General features: G+C 73.8%; 16 protein-coding genes. 11 read left to right on the top strand and 5 right to left on the bottom strand.

What is annotated here, in order from left to right; genetic code table 11:
• Positions 1 to 1,228: 1,228 nt before the first annotated feature.
• The 3 genes from BBK14_RS18050 (at position 1,229) to BBK14_RS18040 (ending at position 6,746) form a co-directional block, all read left to right on the top strand.
• Positions 1,229 to 5,515 (top strand): diguanylate cyclase domain-containing protein, encoded by a 4,287-nt coding sequence (locus BBK14_RS18050; protein WP_241831628.1) that lies wholly within the window; start codon positions 1,229 to 1,231, stop codon positions 5,513 to 5,515.
• A 155-nt stretch (positions 5,516 to 5,670) separates the two neighbouring features.
• Positions 5,671 to 6,081: a response regulator gene (locus tag BBK14_RS18045; protein WP_071064067.1), complete on the top strand. Its 411-nt coding sequence runs from the start codon at positions 5,671 to 5,673 to the stop codon at positions 6,079 to 6,081.
• Positions 6,078 to 6,746 (top strand): histidine kinase, encoded by a 669-nt coding sequence (locus BBK14_RS18040; protein ID WP_071064065.1) that lies wholly within the window; start codon positions 6,078 to 6,080, stop codon positions 6,744 to 6,746. Before BBK14_RS18045 ends, BBK14_RS18040 begins: the two co-directional genes overlap by 4 nt.
• A 6-nt stretch (positions 6,747 to 6,752) precedes the next feature.
• Here BBK14_RS18040 and BBK14_RS18035 read toward each other — a convergent pair whose 3' ends face one another.
• On the bottom strand, positions 6,753 to 8,759 hold the full coding sequence (locus BBK14_RS18035; protein ID WP_071064063.1) for a hybrid sensor histidine kinase/response regulator: 2,007 nt from the start codon (positions 8,757 to 8,759) through the stop codon (positions 6,753 to 6,755).
• A gap of 283 nt (positions 8,760 to 9,042) precedes the next feature.
• The gene (locus tag BBK14_RS18030) at positions 9,043 to 10,287 is read right to left on the bottom strand and encodes a phosphatase PAP2 family protein (RefSeq protein WP_071064160.1); all 1,245 of its coding nucleotides are present in this window, start codon (positions 10,285 to 10,287) and stop codon (positions 9,043 to 9,045) included.
• A 563-nt stretch (positions 10,288 to 10,850) separates the two neighbouring features.
• On the opposite strand from BBK14_RS18030, the gene BBK14_RS18025 reads away from it, so the two are divergent.
• Positions 10,851 to 12,425 (top strand): adenylate/guanylate cyclase domain-containing protein, encoded by a 1,575-nt coding sequence (locus BBK14_RS18025; protein WP_241831627.1) that lies wholly within the window; start codon positions 10,851 to 10,853, stop codon positions 12,423 to 12,425.
• Between the two features lie 92 nt (positions 12,426 to 12,517).
• Positions 12,518 to 13,315, top strand: coding sequence for an SDR family oxidoreductase (locus tag BBK14_RS18020; protein WP_116430104.1), 798 nt, complete (start codon positions 12,518 to 12,520; stop codon positions 13,313 to 13,315).
• 32 nt (positions 13,316 to 13,347) lie between these two features.
• Here the strand turns inward: BBK14_RS18020 and BBK14_RS18015 are convergent, their stop codons facing one another.
• Positions 13,348 to 13,767 (bottom strand): hypothetical protein, encoded by a 420-nt coding sequence (locus BBK14_RS18015; RefSeq protein WP_198541328.1) that lies wholly within the window; start codon positions 13,765 to 13,767, stop codon positions 13,348 to 13,350.
• A 364-nt stretch (positions 13,768 to 14,131) separates the two neighbouring features.
• Here BBK14_RS18015 and BBK14_RS18005 point away from each other — a divergent pair, with 364 nt between their 5' ends.
• Entirely contained in the window at positions 14,132 to 14,893 is a 762-nt protein-coding gene (locus BBK14_RS18005; RefSeq protein ID WP_071064057.1) for an SDR family NAD(P)-dependent oxidoreductase, read from the top strand.
• Positions 14,894 to 14,914: 21 nt separating this feature from the next.
• Here BBK14_RS18005 and BBK14_RS18000 read toward each other — a convergent pair whose 3' ends face one another.
• The gene (locus tag BBK14_RS18000) at positions 14,915 to 15,796 is read right to left on the bottom strand and encodes a TIGR03854 family LLM class F420-dependent oxidoreductase (RefSeq protein ID WP_071064055.1); all 882 of its coding nucleotides are present in this window, start codon (positions 15,794 to 15,796) and stop codon (positions 14,915 to 14,917) included.
• Between the two features lie 127 nt (positions 15,797 to 15,923).
• Here BBK14_RS18000 and BBK14_RS17995 point away from each other — a divergent pair, with 127 nt between their 5' ends.
• The 5 genes from BBK14_RS17995 (at position 15,924) to BBK14_RS17975 (ending at position 21,920) form a co-directional block, all read left to right on the top strand.
• Positions 15,924 to 16,118, top strand: coding sequence for a hypothetical protein (locus BBK14_RS17995; RefSeq protein WP_071064053.1), 195 nt, complete (start codon positions 15,924 to 15,926; stop codon positions 16,116 to 16,118).
• Positions 16,115 to 16,606 carry a hypothetical protein gene (locus tag BBK14_RS17990; RefSeq protein WP_071064051.1) on the top strand — a complete coding sequence of 164 codons (492 nt, stop codon included), beginning with the start codon at positions 16,115 to 16,117 and terminating at the stop codon, positions 16,604 to 16,606. The genes BBK14_RS17995 and BBK14_RS17990 overlap by 4 nt, the downstream gene beginning before the upstream one ends.
• A gap of 278 nt (positions 16,607 to 16,884) precedes the next feature.
• Positions 16,885 to 18,768: a hypothetical protein gene (locus BBK14_RS17985; RefSeq protein WP_071064049.1), complete on the top strand. Its 1,884-nt coding sequence runs from the start codon at positions 16,885 to 16,887 to the stop codon at positions 18,766 to 18,768.
• A gap of 389 nt (positions 18,769 to 19,157) precedes the next feature.
• Positions 19,158 to 20,345, top strand: a complete 1,188-nt coding sequence (locus BBK14_RS17980) for a TAXI family TRAP transporter solute-binding subunit (protein WP_071064047.1) — start codon at positions 19,158 to 19,160, stop codon at positions 20,343 to 20,345.
• A 72-nt stretch (positions 20,346 to 20,417) separates the two neighbouring features.
• Positions 20,418 to 21,920 (top strand): serine/threonine-protein kinase, encoded by a 1,503-nt coding sequence (locus tag BBK14_RS17975; protein ID WP_071064045.1) that lies wholly within the window; start codon positions 20,418 to 20,420, stop codon positions 21,918 to 21,920.
• A 7-nt stretch (positions 21,921 to 21,927) separates the two neighbouring features.
• On the opposite strand, the gene BBK14_RS37805 is transcribed toward BBK14_RS17975, so the two are convergent.
• Positions 21,928 to 22,798, bottom strand: an 871-nt coding sequence (locus BBK14_RS37805; RefSeq protein ID WP_206744671.1) for a hypothetical protein, incomplete at its 5' end; no start/stop codon positions are given.

Here is a 22,798-nt window from a genome sequence, read left to right as displayed (position 1 = left end):
ACGGACCAACCCGGTCAGGCCGGTCAGTCCGGTCAGGCCGGTCACTCCGATCTCCTGGTCAGGCCGATCAGGCCGATCAGGCCGAGGCGGCCCGGCGGGCGACCGCCCCGCGACCGGACGACGCGGGAAACATCAACCGACGGCACGCAAACAGAAAAAGTGCCCGGGAAAATCCCAGCCGGCATTGATGCCGGTAGAAGCCACGGACTTCCGGCGGCACGCCGGCACACCAGCGCATGCTGACTGGCAAACCGAACGCCGACCGGATACGCACAGATGTCACCGGCGCCCGCCTGCCGGCATCTCACACCCAATGCCGCCACGCGCGGACACCATCGCCGCCGCGCCACCGCCACGGCCGCCGATATGCGGCCGCGGGATGCGTGCGCTCATGATATACGACTTCGTGATATACACGGTGGACGGACGGCGACTTTCCGACCCATCGTTTCTACCACAGGGCCGCTTAGCGGTGCCGGCGGCAATGCCCCGCCCCACCGCTTCACCGCCGTTTAGCCGGGCGAGCTTCCGGCCCACCGGTTGCGCAGGGTCACCCTGGCCCCCGTCGCCGGCGGGCCCGCCGGCGCCCCGCGACGACGCCACGAACAGCGCATCGGACGTCCCCCACAGGAGCCTGCCCGTGGTGACGGTGACTCCAGGAGCCCGGTACACGGAGACACAATAGTCACTGTGACTATCACAAACAGACGCTCGGACGAATGTCAACGAGGTCGCTGTGGCCGCAGTGCCTCCGCACGGTCGCGCCGGGCATCACGGCGCTACCGCGGCGCCCGGCCCGGCGCCGGATTCGCGGCGTTCACCGGCCCGGCCGCCACCGGTATCCGGTGTATCGCCCGCGGCCGGCCATCCCCGTACCGGGCCGCCGGTCTGATTTGCCGAACCGGCCTCGAAGTGGCCGGTAACACAGCTTCCGTCGATTGACCCACCGGCCCGGCCGCGGGCGAAAGACACCCCGACACGCGCGCGACGGCGCGTCCGATTCCCACTTGGAGCAATTCGGCCGGTCGGGCCCGGCGGTGTAAGAACCACACAGGCACCCGTCGGGTGAAACAGTCCGCGGCGCAACTCGTATGCTCTTCCCCTGCCGGGATTCGACGGATCAAAACCGAATACCGTCACCAAACACGGTCCCGGCGGGGTGCCGTCGCATCGGCAGCGGCGGGGGAATGGAAACTGGCGGATGACCATGGGCGGCCGGCGACACCGGATGACGCCCGGCGACCGCGCTCGGCGGCGGGTCGAGCGGCGGCGGGTCAGGCGTGAGCGCCGTTGGGCCAGGTGGTCGTTCGGCCGCGGTCGGCTGGCCGGGTGGCCGCTGGTCAGCGGACTGATCGCGATTCTCGCGCTGAGCGGGGTCGCGCTGGCCGGTGGCAGCCGCTGGCTGGCCGACATCGAACGGGACCGGCTGGCGAACCGGGTGAGCCTGATCAGCAACCTGGCCACCTGGGAGTCGACGGCCGACGACCCGGCGGGCCTGCGGGCCGTCGTCGAGCGCACCGCGTTCGACCCCAACGACAAGGCCCGCAATCACCAGCTCGCCGCCCAGTTCCAGATCACTCCGGCGGGCGACACCACGCTGCTGGTCGCGCTGCTCGACCACGCCGGGACGCTCCTGTCGGTCCGGCCGGCTCAGGGCGCGGTGAGTCCGGAGGATCTCGGACCGGCCTGGTCGACGGCGTGGAGCGGCGGCAGCGCCGTCTCGCCGGTCTTCCCGTTCAACGGGCACGCGGCGCGGGCCACCGTCATCCCGGTCGGTGGCCCGCGGCCCTGGGCAGTCCTGGTCAGCGTGTCCACCGAGGAGTCGAAGCGGCAGCTCGGCACCGGCATGGGCACGCTCCTCCGGCTACGCGGGCAGGGCGCCGTCTCCACCATCGACGCGCGTGGCATCGCCGTGGTCTCAACCGACCTCTCGCTGCCCGGGACCCGCGTGCTCGACCCCGCCGAGCTCAGCGCGGCCTGGCGCTCGACCAACCGCACCCGGGTCTGGACGACCGGCGGCGAAGACGGCTACACCCACGTCGCCGCCGCCCAGCCGGCGACCGGGTACACGACCTACCTGGTCCAGCCGACCGCGCAGCTCTACGCGGAACTACGGGAGCAGCGATCGCACCGCAACATCACCCTGCTGGTGGTGACGATGGCCGCGGTGCTCTCGATCGCGGTCGTCGGGCTGCACGAGGAGACCCGCGCCCGGCGCCGGCACGGGAAGCTGAGCTCGCTGCTGGCCGCCACCCGCGACATCGTCATGACCGTCTCGGCCGCCGGCCGGCTCGAGTACGTCAGCCCCGCCGCGGCGACCCGGCTCGGCCACGATCCCGCGGCGCTGCGCGGGCGGCCGCTGTCCGATCTGATGCGCGGTGGCGACGCGGAACGGGTCGCCGCGCTGCTCGACGAGCCGCTGCCGGCAACCGTGATGAACGTCCGGCTGCTGTCCGCCGCCGGGCACGAGCACTGGTTCGACGTGTCGGCCCGGCGCCTCGCCGACGAGACGGGCTCGCCACGGGCGATCCTGACCTTCCACTCGATCGAGCGGCGCAAGTCCCTGCTCGACCAGCTCGGGTTCCAGGCCGGGCACGACCTGCTCACCGGGCTGGCGAACCGGGCGACCTTCGACGAACGGCTCGCCGGCGCCCTCGGCCACCAGCCGGCCGGCGGCGCGCTCGCCCTGCTGTACATCGACCTGGACCACTTCAAACCGATCAACGACACCTACGGGCACGCGGCCGGCGACCGGGTGCTGACCGTCGTGGCGAGCCGCCTCACCGGCACGGTCGGCGCCGGGATCGCGGCCGGGCCCGACGCCGACGCCGACGCCGGGGCCGGGGCCGGGAGCACCGTCAGCCGGTTCGGCGGCGACGAGTTCGGCATCCTGCTGCCCGGGGCGGACGAGACCGCCGCGGGCGCGATCGCCGCCCGTGTCGTCGCCGCGCTCGGCGAGCCGATCGACCTGGACGAGACCCGCGTGACGGTCGCGGCCAGCGTCGGGGTCGCCGTCGCCCGCGGGACGTGCCGTCCCGAACAGCTGCTGCGGGCCGCCGACCAGGCGATGTACCAGGCGAAGGCGGCCGGCCGGGCCCGGTACTCGATCGGCGTGGTGGCGGAGGCGGAGCCCGACCCGTCCGAGGCGGTCGCGCCCACTCCCCCGATGACACCGGCGGCGCCCCAGGCGCCCGGGACGCCGGCCACGGGGAGCCCGTCCGTCTCGCCCCCGCCCGCCGCGCGCCCGTCCTCGCGGCGTCTGTCAGTCGCGCACCCGTCCGCCCGACGACTGTCGGTCCGACGACTGTCAGTCCGGCGGCCGTCGCCGCGGCGGCCGTCCGTCCGGCGCCGAGGGGGTACTCGCCCGCCCGCTCCGCTGCGGCACCGGCTCGCGGCGGCGATCCCGTCAGCGACCGTCGTCGTGGTGCTGCTGGGGACCGTGACCGCCGGGCTCGCGATGGAGACCACGGCGCGTGACAGGGCTCAGAAGCAGCGGATCGACGCCGGCGTCGAGCTCGTCACCCACGTCGCCGAGTACGCCCATGCCCTGAGCGACCCCGGGCGCCTCACCGGGGTCGTCTCGGAGATGCCCTGGCCGCTCGGGAACCCCGCCGCGCTGACCGAGGTGTTGCGGGTCATGGGGACCTCAGCCGTTGCCGGCCCGGGCTCGCTGCTGGCCGTCGTCGCTCCCGATGGCCGGCCGATGGCGACCGAGCCGCCCGGTACGCCCGTGCCGATACCCGTCGGCGACGATCTCTGGTTCGACGCCAGCCGCAAAGGGGCGCTCACCCCGATGATCCTCGTCAACGGCCGCTCCCGGATCTGCTCCATCGTGCCGATCCTGCGCGGCGGGTCCGCGGCGGCGCAGCTACTGCTGTGCCCAACGAACGTGCTGCCCGCCGCCCGGACGCTGCGCTCCATGAACGGCCTGTCCGGGGATCTCGGCCGGGGCGGCATCTCCGTGCTCGACGTGCGCGGCCGGGCGGTGCTGTCCTGGGACGAGGCGCTGGTCGGCAGGACGCTGGTCGAACCGGCCGACCTCGAGCAGGTCCGCGACGGCACACCCGGCCTGGTGCGCTCGGCGAGCCGGCCGGACACGATCGCCGTCGCCACGGCGATCCCGGGCGGCGGATACGTCCTGCTGGACCAGACCGCCGACCTGTTCCAGCTGAGCCTGCTGGAGTACCGCTCGATCGGCGACGGGCTGCTCTTCGGGATCATCGGCGTCACCGTCATCGGGCTGGCCGTGGCCAACCGGCGCCGGGAGCGCGCGGTGCGCCAGGACTTCGAGCAGCTCGACATGCTGCTGCACGGCGCGCACGACATCGTCATCCTCCTCGACCGAAGCGGCCGGCTGGATTTTGTCAGTTCCGCGGCGGAACCGCTGCTCGGCCGGGACAGCCAGGAGATGCTCGGCCACGACCTGCTGCGATACGTGCACCCGGAGGACCGGGCGGCGGTCCGCGAGTTCCTCGCCGGCCCGGCCGGCGAGGCGGCGGACGGCCGGGCGCTGCAGGACATCCGGCTCGAGGCACGCGACGGCAGCCACCGCTGGTTCGACATCGAGGCGACGGCCTGCGCCCCGCGGCCGCCGGCCGCCCGCGCCCGGGGCCCGGTGCTGACCTGCCGGGAGATCGGGGAACGGCGCGGCCTCACCGAGCAGCTGCGCCGGCGGGCCCGGCACGACCCGCTCACCGGGCTGCCCAACCGGGCCGCGCTGGCCGAGCACCTCGACGCGGTCGCGCGGCGCAGGACAGCGTACGCGGTCCTGCTCGTCGACCTGGACTATTTCAAGCCGGTCAACGACAGCTTCGGCCACGAGGTGGGCGATCATGTGCTGCGGGTGACCGCCACGCGCATCCGCCGGGTCCTGACCGGCGGCGGCGCCGGTAGCGGTAGCGGTAGCGGAGACGGTGCCGGCGGCGGCACTGGCAGCGCCAGCGGCGACACTGACGGCGGGGTCGACGCCAGCGGCGACAACAGCCCGCGCCAGCCTGATACGGCGCCCGTTCCCGGCGGTGCCGCGGGCGCCGGGGAGCGGCCCCGTTTCCGCCGCCGCCCGTCGTCCTGGTTCGGCGGCGACCTGGGTGGATCATGGAACCTGCCGGAGCAGGGTGAGGTCTTCCGGGTGGGCGGCGACGAGTTCGTCGCGGTGCTGGCCGGCCCCGCCACCGCGCTCGCGGGCGGGCTGGACGTCGAGGCCGTGGCCCGGCAGACCGCCGACCAGATCACCGCGATCGTCCGGGAGCCGATTCACTCGGGCGGGCGGCTGGTGACGGTGGGCGCCACGGTGGGCGTCGCGCTGTCGCGGGGGGCGGCCGCTCCAGAGGCCGTCCTGCGCCTCGCGGACGCGGCGATGTATCAGGCGAAGCGGTCCAGGCCTGACGGCCGCCCTCCGGGCGAGCCGCTGCGCACCTCCCCGCCCGCCAGGCCGCTGCGCGCCCCCGGCACCGAGCCAGCCCCCGTCACCGAGGCCGCAACGCCAGCGGACACCGAGGCCGAGCACGCGTTGTGACGAAAACCCGGAACATCGGAAATGCAACTTCGCCGGTTGCGCCGTCCGGTGTCAGGGTCGTGCCGTATGGTGGCGCCGTTCGGGCTGACAGGCGGCGAGATGGCCCCGGTTCGGGGCGACCGAGGTGGCGTGTGCGGAACCCATGCGGAGGCGAGATGCGCACCCACGGCCGGCCACGAGCGCTCGTCGTCGACGACCAGGAGATGATCCGGCTGCTGGCGGCCCGGGTGCTGTGTGACGGCGGCTGGTCCGTCGAGACGGCGGGCGGCGTCGCCGAGGCGCTCGCCCTGCGGCCGCTCGGCTTCGACGCGCTGGTCATCGACACGCGGCTCGGCGCCGAGCGGGGCACCGAGCTGCTCGCCGCCCTGCGGCTCGACGATCCGCTGGTGCCGCGCCGGTGCCTCATCCTCAGCGGCGCGTCCACCGACCCGGCGCCGGACGACGTCGCCGTGCTGCTCAAGCCGTTCCGGGCGGACGACCTGCTCGACGCGGTGAACAGGCTCTCGGGCCGGCCCACGGTCGACGATGACCCGCCGGGCGGTGGGCGCCAGCGGCGGACCGGATGACCCAGTCCGGGACGGCCGGCGACGCACGTGTCGCCGACCGTCTGATGTTCCTCATGATCGCGCTCCAGGAGCGCGCGAACCGGGCCCTCGTCGAGGAGCTGCACGACGGGCCGATGCAGGAGCTCACCGGCATCCTGCTGTCGCTGGCGAGCCTGCGCCGGGGCCTGCCGGCCGAGGCCGCCGCGCAGATCATCCAGATCGAGACCCGCCTGCGCGACGCCGCCGCCGCGCTGCACCGGCCCCAGCCGCCGTTCCGCCCCGGCAACGGCCCCCGGCAGATGCTCGAGCTCGGCCTGACCCAGCGGGTGGAGGGGGTCCTCGTCGACCGGCTCTACACCAGCCTGGACATCGACGTCGCCCCGCCCGCGCTCGCGGAGGTCGCTGTCGTGCTGGCGACCGTCCAGCTCCTGCTGCAGGAGAGCGACCCGCTGGAGCGCCCGGCGCGTGCGCTGGTGGCGGTGCGGAGCAGTGCCGAGCATGTCGAGCTGGCCCTGCGGGTCGCCTACGCCGACGGCTTCCGCCCCGACGCCGCGACGGCGGGCCGGCTGGAGCGGCTGCGGCAGGTCGCGGACGTCCTCGGCGCCCGGCTGAGCCCGGACGCGGTCACCAGCGCGTGGTCCGCGGCGGTGCGGCTGCCGCGGGCGCCGTCCCAGGCGGGCGGGTAGGCACCGTCAGTTGTCGCGGGGCCAGGGCGGCGCACCGAGCGGGGGGAAGGGACCGCCGGGGGCATCCAGCGCCTCCCGCACCTTCGACAGCAGCACCCGCTCGGAGAACGGCTTGGTCAGCAGGGCAAGCCCCGGGGCGAGCGTCCCGTTCTGGGCGAGCACGGGCTGGGCGTACCCGGACATGTAGAGGACGCGCAGGTCCCGCCGCTGCTGGCGGATCCGCTCGGCGACCTCGCTGCCGAGCAGCTGCGGCATGACCACGTCGGTCAGCAGCAGGTGGATCTCCTCCCGCGTCGTCGACGCCAGCGAGATCGCCTCGGGCCCGCTCGCCGCGATGATCACCTGGTAGCCGTTGCGGGCAAGGATGCGACGGGTGAGCTCGCGCATGGCCGGCTCGTCCTCGACCACCATGATCGTCTCGCCGCCGAACAGCTCACCGTCGGCGAGCTGCTCCTCGGCCGCCGGGACGGCGCCGTCGACGGCCGGCAGCAGCGCGCTGACGGTGGTGCCGACGTTGACCGTCGACAGGATCTCCACGTGCCCGCCCGCCTGGGTGACGATCCCGTAGACGGTGGCCAGGCCGAGCCCGGAGCCCTCGCCCTTCGTCTTGGTCGTGAAGAACGGCTCGAACGCGCGCGCGGCGACCTCCGGCGACATGCCCGTCCCGCTGTCGCTGACCCGCAGGTGCACGAAGCGCCCGCCGCGCAGCCCCGGGCGGGCGGCCGCCGCCTCGTCGTCGATGCTCACGTTCGAGGTGTCGATGGTGAGCGTGCCGCCACCGGGCATCGCGTCCCGCGCGTTGACGGCGAGGTTCACCAGCACCTGCTCGATCTGGCCCACGTCGGCCAGCACCGTCCACAGGCCCGGGTGGGCGGAGGTGCGCAGCTCCACATGCTCGCCGAGGGTGCGCCGCAGCAACTGCTCCATGTCGTGGACGACCCCGTTGAGGTCCAGCGGGCGCGGCTGGACCACCTCGCGCCGACCGAAGGCGAGCAGCTGATGGGTGAGCTGGGCGGCCCGGTCGGCCGCCCGCTGGACCTGCTCGATGTCGCGGCGGGCGGACTCCCACCGGCCGCCCTGGTCCCTGGCGGCGGTTCCGACGACCTCACCGACGAAGGCCGTGTAGTTGATGATCACTGCGAGCAGATTGTTGAAGTCGTGTGCCACGCCGCCGGCGAGCTGGCCGAGGCTCTCCAGCCGCTGCGACTGGTGCAGCTGTACCTCGAGCCGTTCCCGCTCCGCCTGGGCCCGCAGCCGCTCGCGCTCCGCCTGCGCCTCCAGCCGGTCGGTGACGTCCCGGATCGCGGCCGAGACGAGCAGCCCGTCCTCGGTCTCCAGCGCGGACAGGGAGATCTCGGCGGGGAACTCCGTGCCGTCCCGGCGGCGCGCGGCGAGCTGCATCCCCGCGCCCATCGGCCGCGGCCGCGGATCGTCGAAGTAGCGGGTGCGGTGCCGCGGGTGCAGGTGCCGCACCGACTCGGGGACGAGGATCTCCATCGGTTGCCCGACGAGCTCGTCCCGGTCGTACCCGAAGAGCCGCTCGGCCTGCGCGTTCACCAGCGCGATCCGCCCGTCCGGGCGCACGCCGACGATCGCGTCCGGCGCCGCCTCCAGCAGGCCGCGGAACATGGCCTCGGCCCGCTTGCGGCTCGTCACGTCCCGGATCGCGGCCGTGACGAAGATGCCCTCGGCGGTCTGGACGGCCGACAGCGAGATCTCGGCGGGGAACTCCGTGCCGTCCCGGCGGCGCGCGGCGAGCTCCACGCCCGCGCCCATCGGCCGCGGCCGCGGGTCGGAGAGGTACGCGCCGCGGCGGGCCGGGTGCGCCCCGCGCAACGCCTCCGGGACGAGGATCTCCATCGGTTGCCCGACGAGCTCGTCCCGGTCGTACCCGAAGAGCCGCTCGGCCTGCGCGTTCACCAGCGCGATCCGCCCGTCCGGGCGCACGCCGACGATCGCGTCCGGCGCGGCGTCCAGCAGACTGCCGGGCGGCACGTCGGCATAGCCCGCCAACGACTACCCCCAGATCGTGAACGACGTGTCACGCAATGACACATGGTAGCCCGGAGGGCGCGGGACGTTCGACTGCAAACGGGTATCAGTCGGACCGTGCCACGATCATGTCAGCAGGTGCCGAGGTCAGCGTGCCCAGGTGCCCGGGAACCGGTGGCACGGTCAGGATCTGAGATCCCGGCAGAGAGCCCGGCCAGCCCCGCCCCGACGATCACGACGTCGACGGTCTCCACACTGCCTCCGAAGATCCGGGTGGCCGCGGGACTCCCACGGCCGTGTCACGCTACGTCACGGCCGATACGGGATCGGTGTGCGCAGTCGGCCTGTCCCCCGGGGCATTCCCGGTTCCGGGACTCTCGAGCCCGTGCTGGGACGGCACCGCCGGCTCCGCGGGTACCGCCGGCTCCGCGGGCGCTGATGACTGCGTGGGCACGACCGGCTCCGCGGGCACGACCGCCGGAGGCACCACCGAGACACCCGGGGACACAGCCGAGACCTCCGCGGACCCCGCGGATGCGGCCGGCCGCGGGGCCACGGACGGCCGGAACCCGAGGCTCACCAGGGCGGGCTGCTCCGGCACCGGGCGACGGCGGCCGACGAGCAGCACCGCGCCCGCGACCAGGGCGCCGCCCACGATGCCGTCCAGCCAGAAGTGGTTGGCGGTCAGCACGACCACGGCGACGGTCGCCAGCGGCTGGATCACCGCGAGCCAGCGCATCCGGTGGCGCAGGATGGTGACCACCGCCCATGCCTCAAGGATCGCCCACCCCACGTGCAGACTGGGCATCGCGGCGTACTGGTTGGCGACCCCGCCGCTGCCCTTCCCGTACGGTGACGGCCCGAAGAGCATGCCGGTGTCGACCAGGCCGACCGACGAGTCGACCCGTGGCAGGAAACGCGGCGGCGCGAGCGGGTAGAGCAGGTGGATCCCCAGGCCGGCGCCCGTCGCCAGGATGATCACGTTGYGGACTCGGCGCCAGTGGTCGCGGTGCCGGGCGAACACCCACACCAGCAGCAGGATGGCCGCCGGGAAGTGGACGCCGACGTAGTACCAGTTCGCCCCGTGCGGCAGCCACTGGTGCGCCAGCGCGACGCCCTGCAGCGAGGCCTCGTCGGGCAGGCGCAGGAACCGCTCCAGCCGCCAGACGTCAACAGCGTGCCCGAGTGCGTCGGGCTCGCGGCCGGTAGCCAGGTGCCGGCTCAGGCTGTAGCCGACGTAGAGCAGCCCGAGCAGGATGACCTGGCCCACCGTGTAGGCGAGCAGGCCGAGCCGCACTCCCGCCCACCGCGGGCGCACCCGCTCGAAGGCGTGCGAGGGCCACGACCCGACGCGGGCGAGCCGGGCCACGGCCCCCGCCCCGGCGGGCGGCGCGTCACCCAGGCCGTGCGCCGCGCCGGCGGGCGGCGCGCCGGCGCGGCGCGCGGACGCGGCGGCTGGTGGTGGCGCGAAGGGAATCAGCCCAGGCAACGCCACCGGTACGGCCGCGGGTCGCTGCCGTGGCAGCGCGGCCGAAGGAGCCCCGACCATGTTTCCCTCCTCGTCGACGCGTTCCGGACCCGCCACAAGGACGGGCCCACCGCACCGGACGTGACACCCGGCAGCCGCCCCCGTGGACCAACACTCGGCAAACCAACGCCACACGGCAACCGATTTCGCTCGGCAACCGTTACCGCCGGACGACCGATGACGCTGGGCACCACGGACACGACGCCCTGAGTGTCGCCGACAGGTCCGACAATTCCCGGGCGCCGCCGTCCCCGGCTGTGCGCGGCCTCGACGGGCGTGGGCCGCGACCTGTCCGAGTGTCGGCGTTTCGGCCCGGAAAGGCAGTGGTGCCAGCCCCCCGATCGCGATGGGGTCACCGCCCCCGGCCTTGGTACGGCTCGTTCGGGCCCAGCGGGCGGCCCCGGCGCGCCCGGCAGGCGCCGAGAGCCGACCTAAGCCGCGAAAGCCCAGACCAGGACCCTGCCGGGCCCCTGCGAGCCGTCGCCGGTGGGGGCAGTCGGCCCACCGAAGGTGGTGCCAGCACCCCCACGCGGGTGACCCTGGCCTGCTGGCGACGGTGTAGGCGAACCGGGCTGAATGGAGCCATGGCGCGCAACGGCACGGCGGGCGACACCACACCAGGCCACGAACCAGGCAGCCACCGACCAACGGACGAGACCGGGAGCACCGGAGCGATCACCGTGCTGCTCGCCGACGACAACCTGATCGTCCGGGAGGGCGTGCGGGCGCTGCTCTCCCGCGTCGCCGACATCGTGGTCATCGGTGTCGCCGCTGACCACGACGAGCTGGTCCGCGCAGCCGCGCGGCTGCGCCCCAGGGTCGTCGTCACCGACATCCGGATGCCGCCGGACTTCACCGACGAGGGGGTCCGGGCGGCCCAGCGCATCCGGGCGGCGAGCCCGGCGACAGGCATCGTGCTGCTCTCCCAGTACGACGAGCCCGACTACGCGATCACGCTGCTGCGTGACGGCCTGTCCGGCTACGCCTACCTGCTCAAGGAGCGGGTCGCCGACCCCGACCTGCTGGCGCGCGCCATCCGCGAGGTCGCCGGCGGCGGCTCCATGCTGGACCCGGACATCGTCGCCGCGGTGATGACGCCCGTCCGCGAGGCCGGGACGCTGACCCGCGAGCAGGAGGAGCTGCTGCGCGACGTCGCCCACGGGCGCCCCGTGGCCGCCATCGCCGCCGACCACGGCGACACCCCGGCCGCCGTCAACGCGGCGATCGACGCGCTGCTGCTGCGGCTCGCGCAGGGCGCGAGCTCGGGCCAGGCCGGCGCGCTGCGCCGCCTGCGCATGCTGCACGAGGCGCTGATGAAGCGCGAGGAACAGGACGTCGCCCTGACCAGGCTGCTCCCCAGCGGCCTGGCGCAGAAGCTGCGCGACGACGCCACCGCCGCGAGCCGCGCCGAACGCCTCGTCGTCACCGTGCTCATGTCGGACGTCCGCGGCTACTCGGGCATCGCGCAGCGCACCGACCCGATGGTGCTGGCGCACCAGCTCGACGAGCACCGCCGGGAGATGAACGCGGCGATCCTCGCCGAGGGCGGCACCGTCCTGCAGTACGCCGGGGACGCGGTGATCGCTGTCTTCGGCGCGCCGGACCCGACCAGCGACCACCGCGAGCGTGCGGTGCGCGCCGCGGCCGCGATGCACCGGCGCCAGCGCGGCCTGGACGAGCGGTGGACCAGGCGCCGTCTGGAGCCGTTCGGGCTGGGCATCGGGGTCTCCACCGGCGAGGTCGCGGCGGCCCTGCTGGGCTGCGACGCGCACCGGGAGTACACGCTGGTCGGGGACACGATGAACCTCGCGCAGCGGCTCCAGTCGATGGCGGAGGCAGGTGTCACGATCGTGAGCGCCGCGACCGCGGCGGCGCTGCCCGCCGACGTCGTCGTCCCCCTCGACCCGCGGCCGGTGAAGGGGCGGGTCGGGGACGTCCGGGCCTACCGCGTCATCGCCGGCGGCGCCTCCGCCCCCATCCCCGTTCCCGTCTCCGTCCCCACTCCCGTCGTTCCGGCTCCCGTCGTTCCGGCGCCTGCCCTCACCGCGCCTGCCTTCACCGGGCCGGCGCTCACCGGGCCGGCGCTCACCGGGCCTGCCCTCACCGCGCCGGTCCCGCGGCCGCGCCGCCGCCGTCTGCTGGCCCGCTCCGCCGCCTGAGCGCCGGGCACAAGCCCCGCCCGATGGAAAATGGGCCCCGGAACGCAGGCCGGGGCCGCCGGGGAGATCCCCGGCTGATCGGGAGGGTCGTGATGACCGCGATGACTCAGCCGGAGCAGGGGGACGCGGGCAGGGGGGTCGCCGTCGTGACCGGGGGCAGCCGGGGCATCGGTGCCGCCTGCGCCCGTCTGCTGGCGCGGGCCGGGTGGACGGTCTGCGTCACCTACCGTTCGAACGAGGCCGCCGCGCAGGAGGTTGTCCGGGAGTGCGACGCCGCCGCGCGGGCCCTCGGCACGCCGGCCGGGGCCGCCGCCGTCGCCGCGGACCTGGCCGATCCGGCGCAGATCCCCGGGGTCTTCACCGCGGCCGACCGCCTCGGCCCGCTCACCGTCCTGGTGAACAACGCCGGGATCGTCGACCGCCAGATGCGGGTGGACGAGATGACCGCCGGCCGGCTGACCCGGATGTTCACCGTCAACACGGTCTCGTCGATCCTGTGCGCCGGGGAGGCCGTCCGCAGGATGTCGACCCGGCACGGCGGCGCCGGCGGGTCGATCGTCAACATGTCGTCGGCGGCGGCCAGGCTCGGCAGCCCGGGGCTGTACGTCGACTACGCGGCGAGCAAGGGCGCGATCGACACGTTGACGCTCGGCCTGGCCAGGGAGGTCGCGGGCGAGGGCGTGCGGGTCAACGCGGTACGCCCGGGGATCATCGCGACCGACATCCACATCAGCAGCGGGGAGCCGCAGCGGCCCGCCCGGATGGCGGGCAGCATCCCGATCGGCCGTGCGGGCACCGCCGACGAGGTCGCCCAGGCCGTGGCCTGGCTGTGCTCGCCGGCCGCGTCCTACACGACCGGCGCGATCCTGGACGTCGCCGGCGGCCGCTGAACGAAGGCTGAACGGAGGCCGAACAGGCGCGGCTACCGGGCCGACGGGGGCCGGAACATGACCAGGGCGGTGGGGTTCCGGCGGGCGTAGCGCAGGGCCGCCCGCTCGCAGGAGCCGCTGACCCACTCCAGCGTCCAGTCGACGTTCACCAGGCCCACGACGTCGGCGACGCGCTGCTGGAACTCGTCGTCGACCTCCTGTTCGGCGCTGCGGGAGGCGTAGGCGACGCCCTCCATGCCGAAGGCTCCGTACATCCCGGCCGACCACCGGGCCCATCGCGTCCATCGGTCACGCACGGCGACCACGACTAAGCGGGAACCCATCCGCGCCGCGAGCTCCGCCGCGAGCAGGACATCGGCGAGATCTCCGGCGTCACCCGCGCGTAGGCCCACGATCACATGACTTCCCGACGTTGTCCGCGCGGCAAGTCGACGTCCCTCAGCCTGCTCCACGGTTCCTCCTCCGCCGGCGCCGTCCCGGTCGAGTTACCGCCGAGGATGGTGGCCACGATTGTGATGGGAAACACCAGAAAGGGGAAGTACCGAAGAGACCTGATTTTGTCGAACGCTCGTGGTTCACGCATCCGGCCCGCCATCTCTTCGATCGCCCGCACGCGGCGACCTGCCCGTACCACGTGATCCGGGTGCCGTCCTCCTCTTTCTGCCCCGTCCCGATCGCTCGTACGCGGACCAGTCGCGGCCGGTCGCCGCGGAGCCGAGAATCCTGAGATCCGGGACGCGCGCGCCGAGCTCACCCTGCGGGCACGCACCGTCCGTCCGGGTATGTCATCGCCGGTCGCACGAAGGCGGGAAACAGATGTCGGTATTGGACAGATTCCGCCTCGACGGCAGGGTCGCCATCGTCACCGGGGCCTCGTCGGGGATCGGCGTCGGCTTCGCCCGCGGGCTCGCCCAGGCCGGCGCGGACGTCACTCTCGGTGCCCGGCGCACCGACCGGCTCGCMGCGACCGCCGCGCTGGTCGAGGCGGAGGGCCGCCGGGCCGTCGCCGTCGGCACCGACGTGGCCGACCCGGAGTCGTGCCGGAACCTCGTCACGGCCGCCATGGCCGCCTTCGGGCGGGTCGACATCCTGGTCAACAACGCCGGGGTCGGTTCGGCCCACCCGGCGCTGCGGGAGACCCCGGAGCAGTTCCGCTCGGTCATCGACGTCAACCTCAACGGCTGCTACTGGATGGCCCAGGCCGCCGCGGCCGTCATGCGGCCGGGCAGCAGCATCATCAACATCTCCAGCGTGCTCGGCCTGACGACGGCCGGCCTCCCGCAGGCCGCCTACTCGGCCAGCAAGGCGGCGCTGCTCGGGCTGACCCGCGACCTCGCCCAACAGTGGACGGGACGGCGCGGGATCCGTGTGAACGCCCTGGCACCCGGGTTCTTCAAGTCCGAGATGACCGATCAGTACCGGCCCGGGTACCTGGAGAGCCAGTCGGCACGGATCCTCGCCGGCCGCTTCGGCGACCCTGAGGAGCTGACCGCCGCGCTGATCTTCCTCGCCTCCGACGCCGGCGACTACGTCACCGGGCAGACCCTCGTCGTGGACGGCGGCGTCTCCATCACCTGACCGCGCTGCTCAGGGAGCCGGTCAGGTCTCCAACGGCATGAGCTCGCGGGCGAACCCGTCGAGGAACTCCGGCCAGCCGGCGGAGTCGATCAGCGGGTACACGACGAACTTGCTCACCCCGGCGTCCACGTACCGGGCGACGAGCTCGCGCGCCTGAGCCCACCCGCGCGGGACGAGGTCGGCGGGGTCGCGCCCGGGGCGCCGCCCCCGCAGTGCCGCCGCCGTCGCCGCGGGGACCTCACCGAACGCGATCCGCAGGCTCAGCCCATGGTGCTCCGGATCGACCTCGCGCCCGGCCTCCGCGGCGGCCGCGTTGATCGCGGCGATGCCCGCGGCGGCCTCGACGGGGTCGACCAGGCTCGCCAGCCAGCCGTCCCCGTAGTGGCCGATACGGCGCAGCGCGGCCGGCGCCGCCCCGCCGAGCCAGATGTCGAGCGGACGGGCCGGGCGGTCCCCGATCCCGATGTCGGTGACGTCGAAGAACTCGCCGTGGAAGGTCACCGTCTCCTCGGCGAGCATCCGGCGCAGGAGCTGGAGCGCCTCGTCGAACACCGCGCCGCGCCGCCCGGCCGGCACCGGGAACGCGTCACGCTCGGCCGGACGGGCTGGCCCGAGCCCGAGCACCGGCAGGACCCGCCGCGGCGCCAGCGCGGCCATGGTGGCCAGCTGCTTGGCCAGCAGGACGGGGTTGCGTCCGGGGAGGACGGCGACCCCGGTGCCGACCTTGATCGAGCTGGTGCGGCCCAGGGCATACGCCATGCCGGCGAGCGGGTCGACGCTCGCGGCGGAGAGCTGCTCGGAAAGCCACAACGAATCCACACCGAGTGCCTCGGCCGTGTCGACCCGGGCGGCGAACTCCCGGCCGGGGACGGCGGCGAACCCGACACCGATGCGAACCTTCATACGGTCAGCCTAGGTCGAAGCGCTCCACGGGGCCCCGAGCCGAGTGTCCCGGGTAGCCCACCTGCCCCGGCGAGACAGGCAAATCGGGGCATTGACCCCGGCGGGAATCCCGGAGGACCGTCGTCTGATGGGCGACGTCGGCAAGCCGGAACGCATCGTCGAGGACGAACCGATCGGGTTCCCGGACGAGGAGCCACTGACGGCTCCCGCGCCGGTCCCCGCACCACCGGCCACCGCACCACCGGTACCGGCCGAACCGGAGAAGGAGCCGGCCCCCACCGGGCTGGCGGGGCAGGACGGCCGCGTGCCGCTCCCGCGGTGAGCCTGCTCGGGTGGCGCCAGTGGGCGGTCGACTCCGACGGTCTGCTGCGCCCCGCCTGGACCCCCTGGTCACCGTTCCCGCCCGGGTTCCTGCTGTGGCGCCCGGACGGCCTGACCGAGGCGCACTGCCTGCGCACCGACGACTCCGGGCAGGAGCAGCACGACCGCCTGCCGGGCGACGACTGCGTGTGCGGCCTCTACGCCTGGCGTGATCCGTCCCTGCTGGTGACGGCGCGGCTGCCCCGGTGGACGAGATGCCCCTGCGTGATCGGCGTGGCGCGGCTCGGCGGGCGGGTGATCGTCGCCGAGCGCGGCTACCGGGCGCAGCTGGGCTACCCGGCCGCGGTGTTCGACCCCCGCGGCATCGTCTCGCCCCGGTACGCGGTCGCGCGTTACCGCAGGTGGCCGGCCCTGGTCGCCGAGTGGCACGCCGCAGGGCCCCGCGGCGGCGAGCAGACCGGCGCACACCCTGACGAGACGGGCGAGTAGCCCGATGACCGATGGGCGCGACCCGGGAGCGCCCACCGAGGAACGGTCACCCCACGTGACTTCGGCATGGCCGATACCTGAACGGGGGTAGCCAGAAGTGTCTTTGCGCCCGTAGAACGTCACACGTGGCGACAAAGATCGCGCGCCGGCCGACTAGGGTCAGATCTGCGCACAACGGCACGATGCGGGCATAACCGGGTCTGGTCACGATAGATCGCTCCCGGGTCGGGGGCGCGCCCGGCCCCGAGTGGCGCGACGGCGCGCAGCGAGGGGGAACCGTGCGGACAACCGGCACCGCGGCGGATCCCGCTGACCCCGCCGAGCCGGGCGACCCCCTCCCCGCTGATCCCGTCCCCGTTGATCCCGTCCCCGCCGGTGCGCGGCGGGACGGGCCGCGGCCGAGTCACCGGCACCGACGTCAGCGGCGCCGACGTCAGCGGCGCCGCCGGCGCCCGCTGGGCCGCGCGGGCCTGGTCCCGGCGACGGTCCTCGCGGGGTACCTCGCGCTCGCCGTCGCCGTCTTCCGTGCCGCGTGGGCCGATCCCGGCGGCGTGGTCTACGGCTACAGCGACTCGGTGCTGTTCGCGTGGTACCTGGGCTGGGTCCCGCACGCCCTGTCCGCAGGCATCGACCCGTTCGTCACCTCGTACCTGAACGCCCCGACCGGCACGAACATCCTGTGGAGCACGCCCGTCCCGCTGCTCGGGCTGGTGACCGCGCCGGTGACCGCGCTGTTCGGCCCCGTCGTCTCACTCACCCTGCTGCTGACACTGGCGCCGGCGCTCTCCGCGTTCGCCCTGTTCTGGGTGCTGCGGCGCTGGGTGCCGGCGCCGCCGGCCGCCGTCGCCGGCCTGCTCTACGGCTTCGGCCCGTACATGGTCGGCGAGTCGTACGGGCACCTGCATCTCACCTTCGCGGTCTTCCCGCCGCTGCTGCTGCTCCTGCTCGACGACCTGATCGTGCGCCGGCGCCCACCGGGGCGCACCGGCGTGCTGCTCGGCCTGGCGGTCGCCGCCCAGGCCATGATCAGCGAAGAGGTCCTGGCCACCGCCGCGCTGCTCGGCGCGCTCGGGCTCGCCATCGCCGGGCTGGCCCACCGCGCCGCCGTCCGCGCGCGGGCGGGCGCGCTGCTGCGGGGCCTGGCGGCCTGCGGCACGACGGCCGGGGCGCTGCTCGCCTGGCCGTTGACCGCGCAGTTCCTCGGCGACCAGCGGGTCCACGGCAACATCCAGCCGCACAACATCGCGGTGTCCGATCTGCTGACCTTCGTCACGCCGACCCCGGCCCAGCGGATCGCACCCGACGTGGCGCTGCGGCACAGCCTGCGCTTCACCGGCAACGCGGTCGAGGTGACCGGCTACCTCGGGCTTCCCCTGCTGCTCGGGGTGGCCGCGATCGCCGTCCGGTTCCGCCGCGAGCCGCTGGTGGCGGTGTTCGCCCCGCTCGGCGCGGTGACGGCGCTGCTCTCCCTGGGCGGCCACCTGCACGTGGACGGACGGGTCACCGGCATCCGCCTGCCCTGGCTGCCGTTGGAGAACCTCCCGGTGATCAGCAGCGCGCTCCCGTCCCGGCTCGCGCTGTACCTGGCGATGTCCGTGGCGATCGTCCTCGCGGTGGGCCTGACCCGCGTCGCCGCGTCCACCCGGTTCCCGCGGCCGGTCACCCGGGCCGGGCTCGTGCTGCTCACCGCGGTGATGCTGGCGCCGCTCGTGCCGCGCAGCCACGTGGCGACACCGGCCGCCACGCCCGCCTTCTTCACCGGCGACGCCGTCCGCGCGGTTCCCGAGGGATCGACGGCGCTGGTGCTGCCCTACCCCTATCCGGCCCGCACCGAGGCGATGCTCTGGCAGGCCGAGGCGGGCTACCGGTTCCGGCTCCCGGGCTGCTACTGCACCGTCCCGGGGCCGGACGGGCGCGCCGTCTTCAACGCGTGGACCGACCCGCTCAACGGCGCGCTGGTCGCGGTCGAGCAGGGCCGGTCGGACGCGGCGGCCGTGCTGGCCGATCCCGCCGTGCAGGCCGCCTTCGACCGGCTCGCGCCCGCCGCGGTGATCCTCGGCCCGAGCGCGAACCGGGACGAGCTCGCCCGGCTGGTGACCGGCCTGGCCGGCGCCGGGCCGGCGGACGTCGACGGGGTCCAGCTGTGGCTGACAGCGCCCTGATCACCACCTTGTGATCACCATTGGCGCCCCGGTATGTCCGGGATGTCCCATCAGTGCGACGCGCTGTGACCAGGTGTCCGGTGTTCGACACCCAAAGCGCGGGACAGGACCCGGACCCGGCTGTTGACTGCCGGTTAATCGCCGGTCGATAGCCTGCGGCGCAACGTTTCGGCGTCCGGTTCGGACGTGTCCGCTCCGGACAGTGTCGGGTACGGACGGTCGTTCTCCGGGGACAACTCGCGGCGTCCCCGGAAATCGCGTGGCCGCCGGCCACGCCGGGCGGGCGCCCGCCGTTGTTCGGCAACGAACAGTACGCGGAGGACGACGGACGGCGCGATTTCGGGTCGTCGCGGGCTCAGCAGACGCGATCGGACGCGGAAGGACGAGGGTTGCCCACGGAATCCAGGCTCGGCCGGTCGGGGCACGGCCAGTCGGGCGCAACGCTGACGACCCTGCAGCGGGCCACGGTCGTCGGCCTTGTGGCGCTCTCCGCCGCGGTGGCGGTCGGCCTCGGCCTGACCGCCCGCGACGACCCGCCGGGCACGGCCTGGCCACCGGGGCGGCAGGCGACGTCCTGCCACGACGTGAAGATCTTCACCGGCCAGGTGGGATCGCCCTACAACCGGTTCGCGCGGGTGCTGCGCACCCGGCTGCAGGCCGCGCCCGAGCACTGGGACGTCGAGGTCGTCCCGACCGGCGGCTCCGCGGAGAACATCTACCACCTGGAGGAACAGCAGTACCGGACGTGCTCGCTGGCGCTGGCCCAGCTCGGCACGACCGTGGACGCCGGGTCGGCGGTCAACCAGTTCTCGCCCCAGCGGGGCGGCCACCTCGTCGAGGGGCTGCGCACGCTCGGGCCCGCCCACGACGACCTCCTCCACGTGATCGTCCGCGCGCCCGGGAGCAGCCCGCCCGGCACCGGCGCGGACGTGCGAACCTTCACCGACCTCTGCGACCGGGCCATCGCCGCCGGGCCGGCGGCCTCGGGCACCCGCCAGATCGGCACCGTGCTCCTCCGCGTCGGCCTGCCGGGCACGTGCGCCCCCCGGCTGGAGGACTCCTCCATCGACGACGGGCTGCGGCTGCTGGTCGCCGGTGCGGTGGACGCGGTCTTCTGGGCCGGCGGCGCCGGCACCGAGCGCATCCGGACCGAGCTCGCCAATGGCGTGAAACTCCAGGTCCTCGACCTGGCGCAGTTCCGCGACGCGATCGCGGCGGACTGGGAGAAGGTCTACCACCCGCCTGGGCGGTACTTCCCCGGCACGGTCTTCCCACCCGGGCACCTCGGGCCACGGGACTACCCGGGGATGACCGACGTGGACACCGTCTCGCTGCCCAACGGCGTCCTGGCACACGAACAGGCCGACCCGGCGCTGGTCCGGCGGGCGACGGCCGACCTCTTCGGCGATCCGGCCGAGTACGAGCGGGCCCTGTGGGGCGACAACCCCGCCGGCCGACGCGTCCCGGACGCGCTGACCGTCTACGAGAGCCCGTTGTTCTGCTACGTCCCGCTGCATCCGGCGGCCGCCGAGTACTACCGGCTGCGCTTCGACCGCGGACCCGGCTGTGGCCGGTAGCGGCGCGGTGGCGACGGTAGCCGGTAGCGGCGCGGTGGCAGCGACCCGGCTCCGGCCGCGCGGAGGTGGGCCGTGCTGCGCCCGCTGACCGACTCCGACCCCCGCGTCATCGGCCCCTACCGGCTGTACAACCGGATCGGCACCGGCGGGATGGGCATCGTCTACCTCGGGTTCAGCCCCGACGACCAGCCGGTCGCGGTGAAGGTCCCGAACCCGCAGCACGCGACCGACCCGGAGTTCCGCGCCCGGTTCCGGGCGGAGGTGTCGGCGGCGCGGGGCGTGCTCGGCCCCACGATCGCCCGCGTCATCAACGCCGAGGTGAACGGCCCGCAGCCATGGCTGGCCACCGAGTACGTGCAGGGCCCGAGCCTGAACGCGGCGGTGAACGACGGCTGCCCGCTGGTCGACCGCCAGCTCGACACGCTCGCCGTCGGGCTGGCCCAGGCGCTCGTCGCCATCCACCAGGCCGGCGTGGTGCACCGCGACCTCAAACCGGCGAACATCGTGATGTCCTGGTCCGGCCCGAAGGTCATCGACTTCGGGGTGGCCCGCTCCGCCGACTACAGCGGCTACACCCGGGCCGGCGAGGTCGTCGGCACCGTCGCCTGGATGGCACCGGAGCAGATCCGCGGGCACACCGCGGGACCCGCGGCGGACGTCCACGCCTGGGCCCTCTGTGTCGGGTTCGCCGCGACCGGCCGCCGGCTCTTCCGCGGCGACACCCAGGAGATCGTGGCGCTACAGATCAGCTCAGCGCGGCCCGACCTGAGCGACATCCCCGAACGCCTGCTCCGACCGGTGCTCGCCGCCCTGGACAAGTCACCGCACGACCGCCCTGACGCCCACGCCCTCCTCACAATGCTGACCGGAGACGGCCTGCGCGCGGAGCTGGCCGGCGAACGTCGGACAGCCAGCGAACGTCGGATGGCCGGCGCCGGCCCCGAGGCGGACGCCGACGCGACCCGGGCGACGGCCTCGATCGGGGCGGGCACGAATCCGCCCCCTGTCATCGCGCACGTTCCCGACCCCCCCGGTCGCCCCGGCCCACCCGCCACTCCCACCTCATCCGGTTCCGCGGCGCCAGCCGGCTCCCCCAGCCAGCCCGGCTCCGACTGGCAGCGGGATCCTGTCGAACGACCGAGCTCCGCGACGCTGCCGGTGCGGTTCCTTCTGCTGTTGCTGGCCGCGGTGGGCCTGGCGGGCGCCGCCCTGCTCGGGGCCGCCGCGGCCGGTGTCGCGGCCGGCGTCACCGGGCCGGTCGGCGCGGGCGGGGTCGCCACGGCCTGCGCCCACGCGCTCGCCCCGGCCCGCGGACGGCGCGCCCTCACCACGGTTCTCGCGGCCGCCGTCGGCGCGGCGGGCGGTCTCGTGCTCGCCCGGCTCGCGGGCTTCGGCGCACCGCTACCCGTCCTGACCGAAATCGCGACGGCCTGCCTGCTGGCGAGCGCCGTAGCAGTCGTGATGGCAGGCCCGCCCGGCACCCCACACGAGATGCCCTCGCCTCCAGGCGACCCACCGAGCATCGAGGGTCCGTCTGAAACCGCGGTTCCTGAACCGGAGCGGCGGCCGAGGTAGCTACCGATCAGGAAGTCCTGTCTCCCGGACTGCGTCCCTGATGGCTGTCTCCGACTCGCCACTCGACGAACACCTCGCCGAGGTACTCCTTGGTCTGGTCGGTCAGATAGCCCCGGGCGTCCTCACCGAGTGGCCTCAGCGCGTGTGTGAGAACTTCCGAATGCAGCCCGGGTGCCGGGCAGATGAATACGGCCAGGATGCGCAGGGCACGAAGAAGATCTTCGTTGGTCAGCAGGCTCAACGGCGGCACGGCGTTCTTCAGCGCCTCGAAGAGAGCCGACCAGACCCTGTCCACCACCAGAGCCATGATTCTCCCGGTGACCTGATCGCGATGCCCCTGCATGGACGAGCTCATCACCGCGCGGGTGATGATGTCTCGTGCTCTCTCCTGGACGCTGTCCACCACGCCATCAGCTGCCTCGATGACCTGGATGATTCCGACGATCAGGTCGCACCATCCGTGATCTGCCAGCTGACGCCGCACAGCCACGGGATCAAGGCCGGAGCCCTTCGCGGCCTCGTCGATCGCGCCCCGAATCTCCGGCCAGAGGTCCCGGGTCAGTATCTTGGCGACCGCCTCGATCTGATCGACATCGGGCCTGGGGCCACCTGGCTCGTCGACCCCGCGGTCCCGGCACTTCCGATCTCCTTGGCTACTCTCGGCGACACCGGCCGCGACGTCGACAACGCATATCTTCGCGACCGTGAGACGATTACCTTTGGTCCCCTTGAGGATTGTTCTCCCCGGGATCCTTACTAGTGCGGCGTAAACAAATGCCCGTTCCAGTGCCACTGTTAGGCTGGAAAAAGTGTGGGTAAATTGGACACATGATCCTAACTGATAATCAACGCGATATTCTCGAGTCCTTGGCTGGAGG

Origin of the sequence: Parafrankia soli (genome assembly GCF_001854695.1) — a bacterium.
Lineage (GTDB): Bacteria > Actinomycetota > Actinomycetes > Frankiales > Frankiaceae > Parafrankia > Parafrankia soli.
Note: the sequence above shows the minus strand (reverse complement) of the source record. Positions and strands in the feature narration are given on the sequence as shown.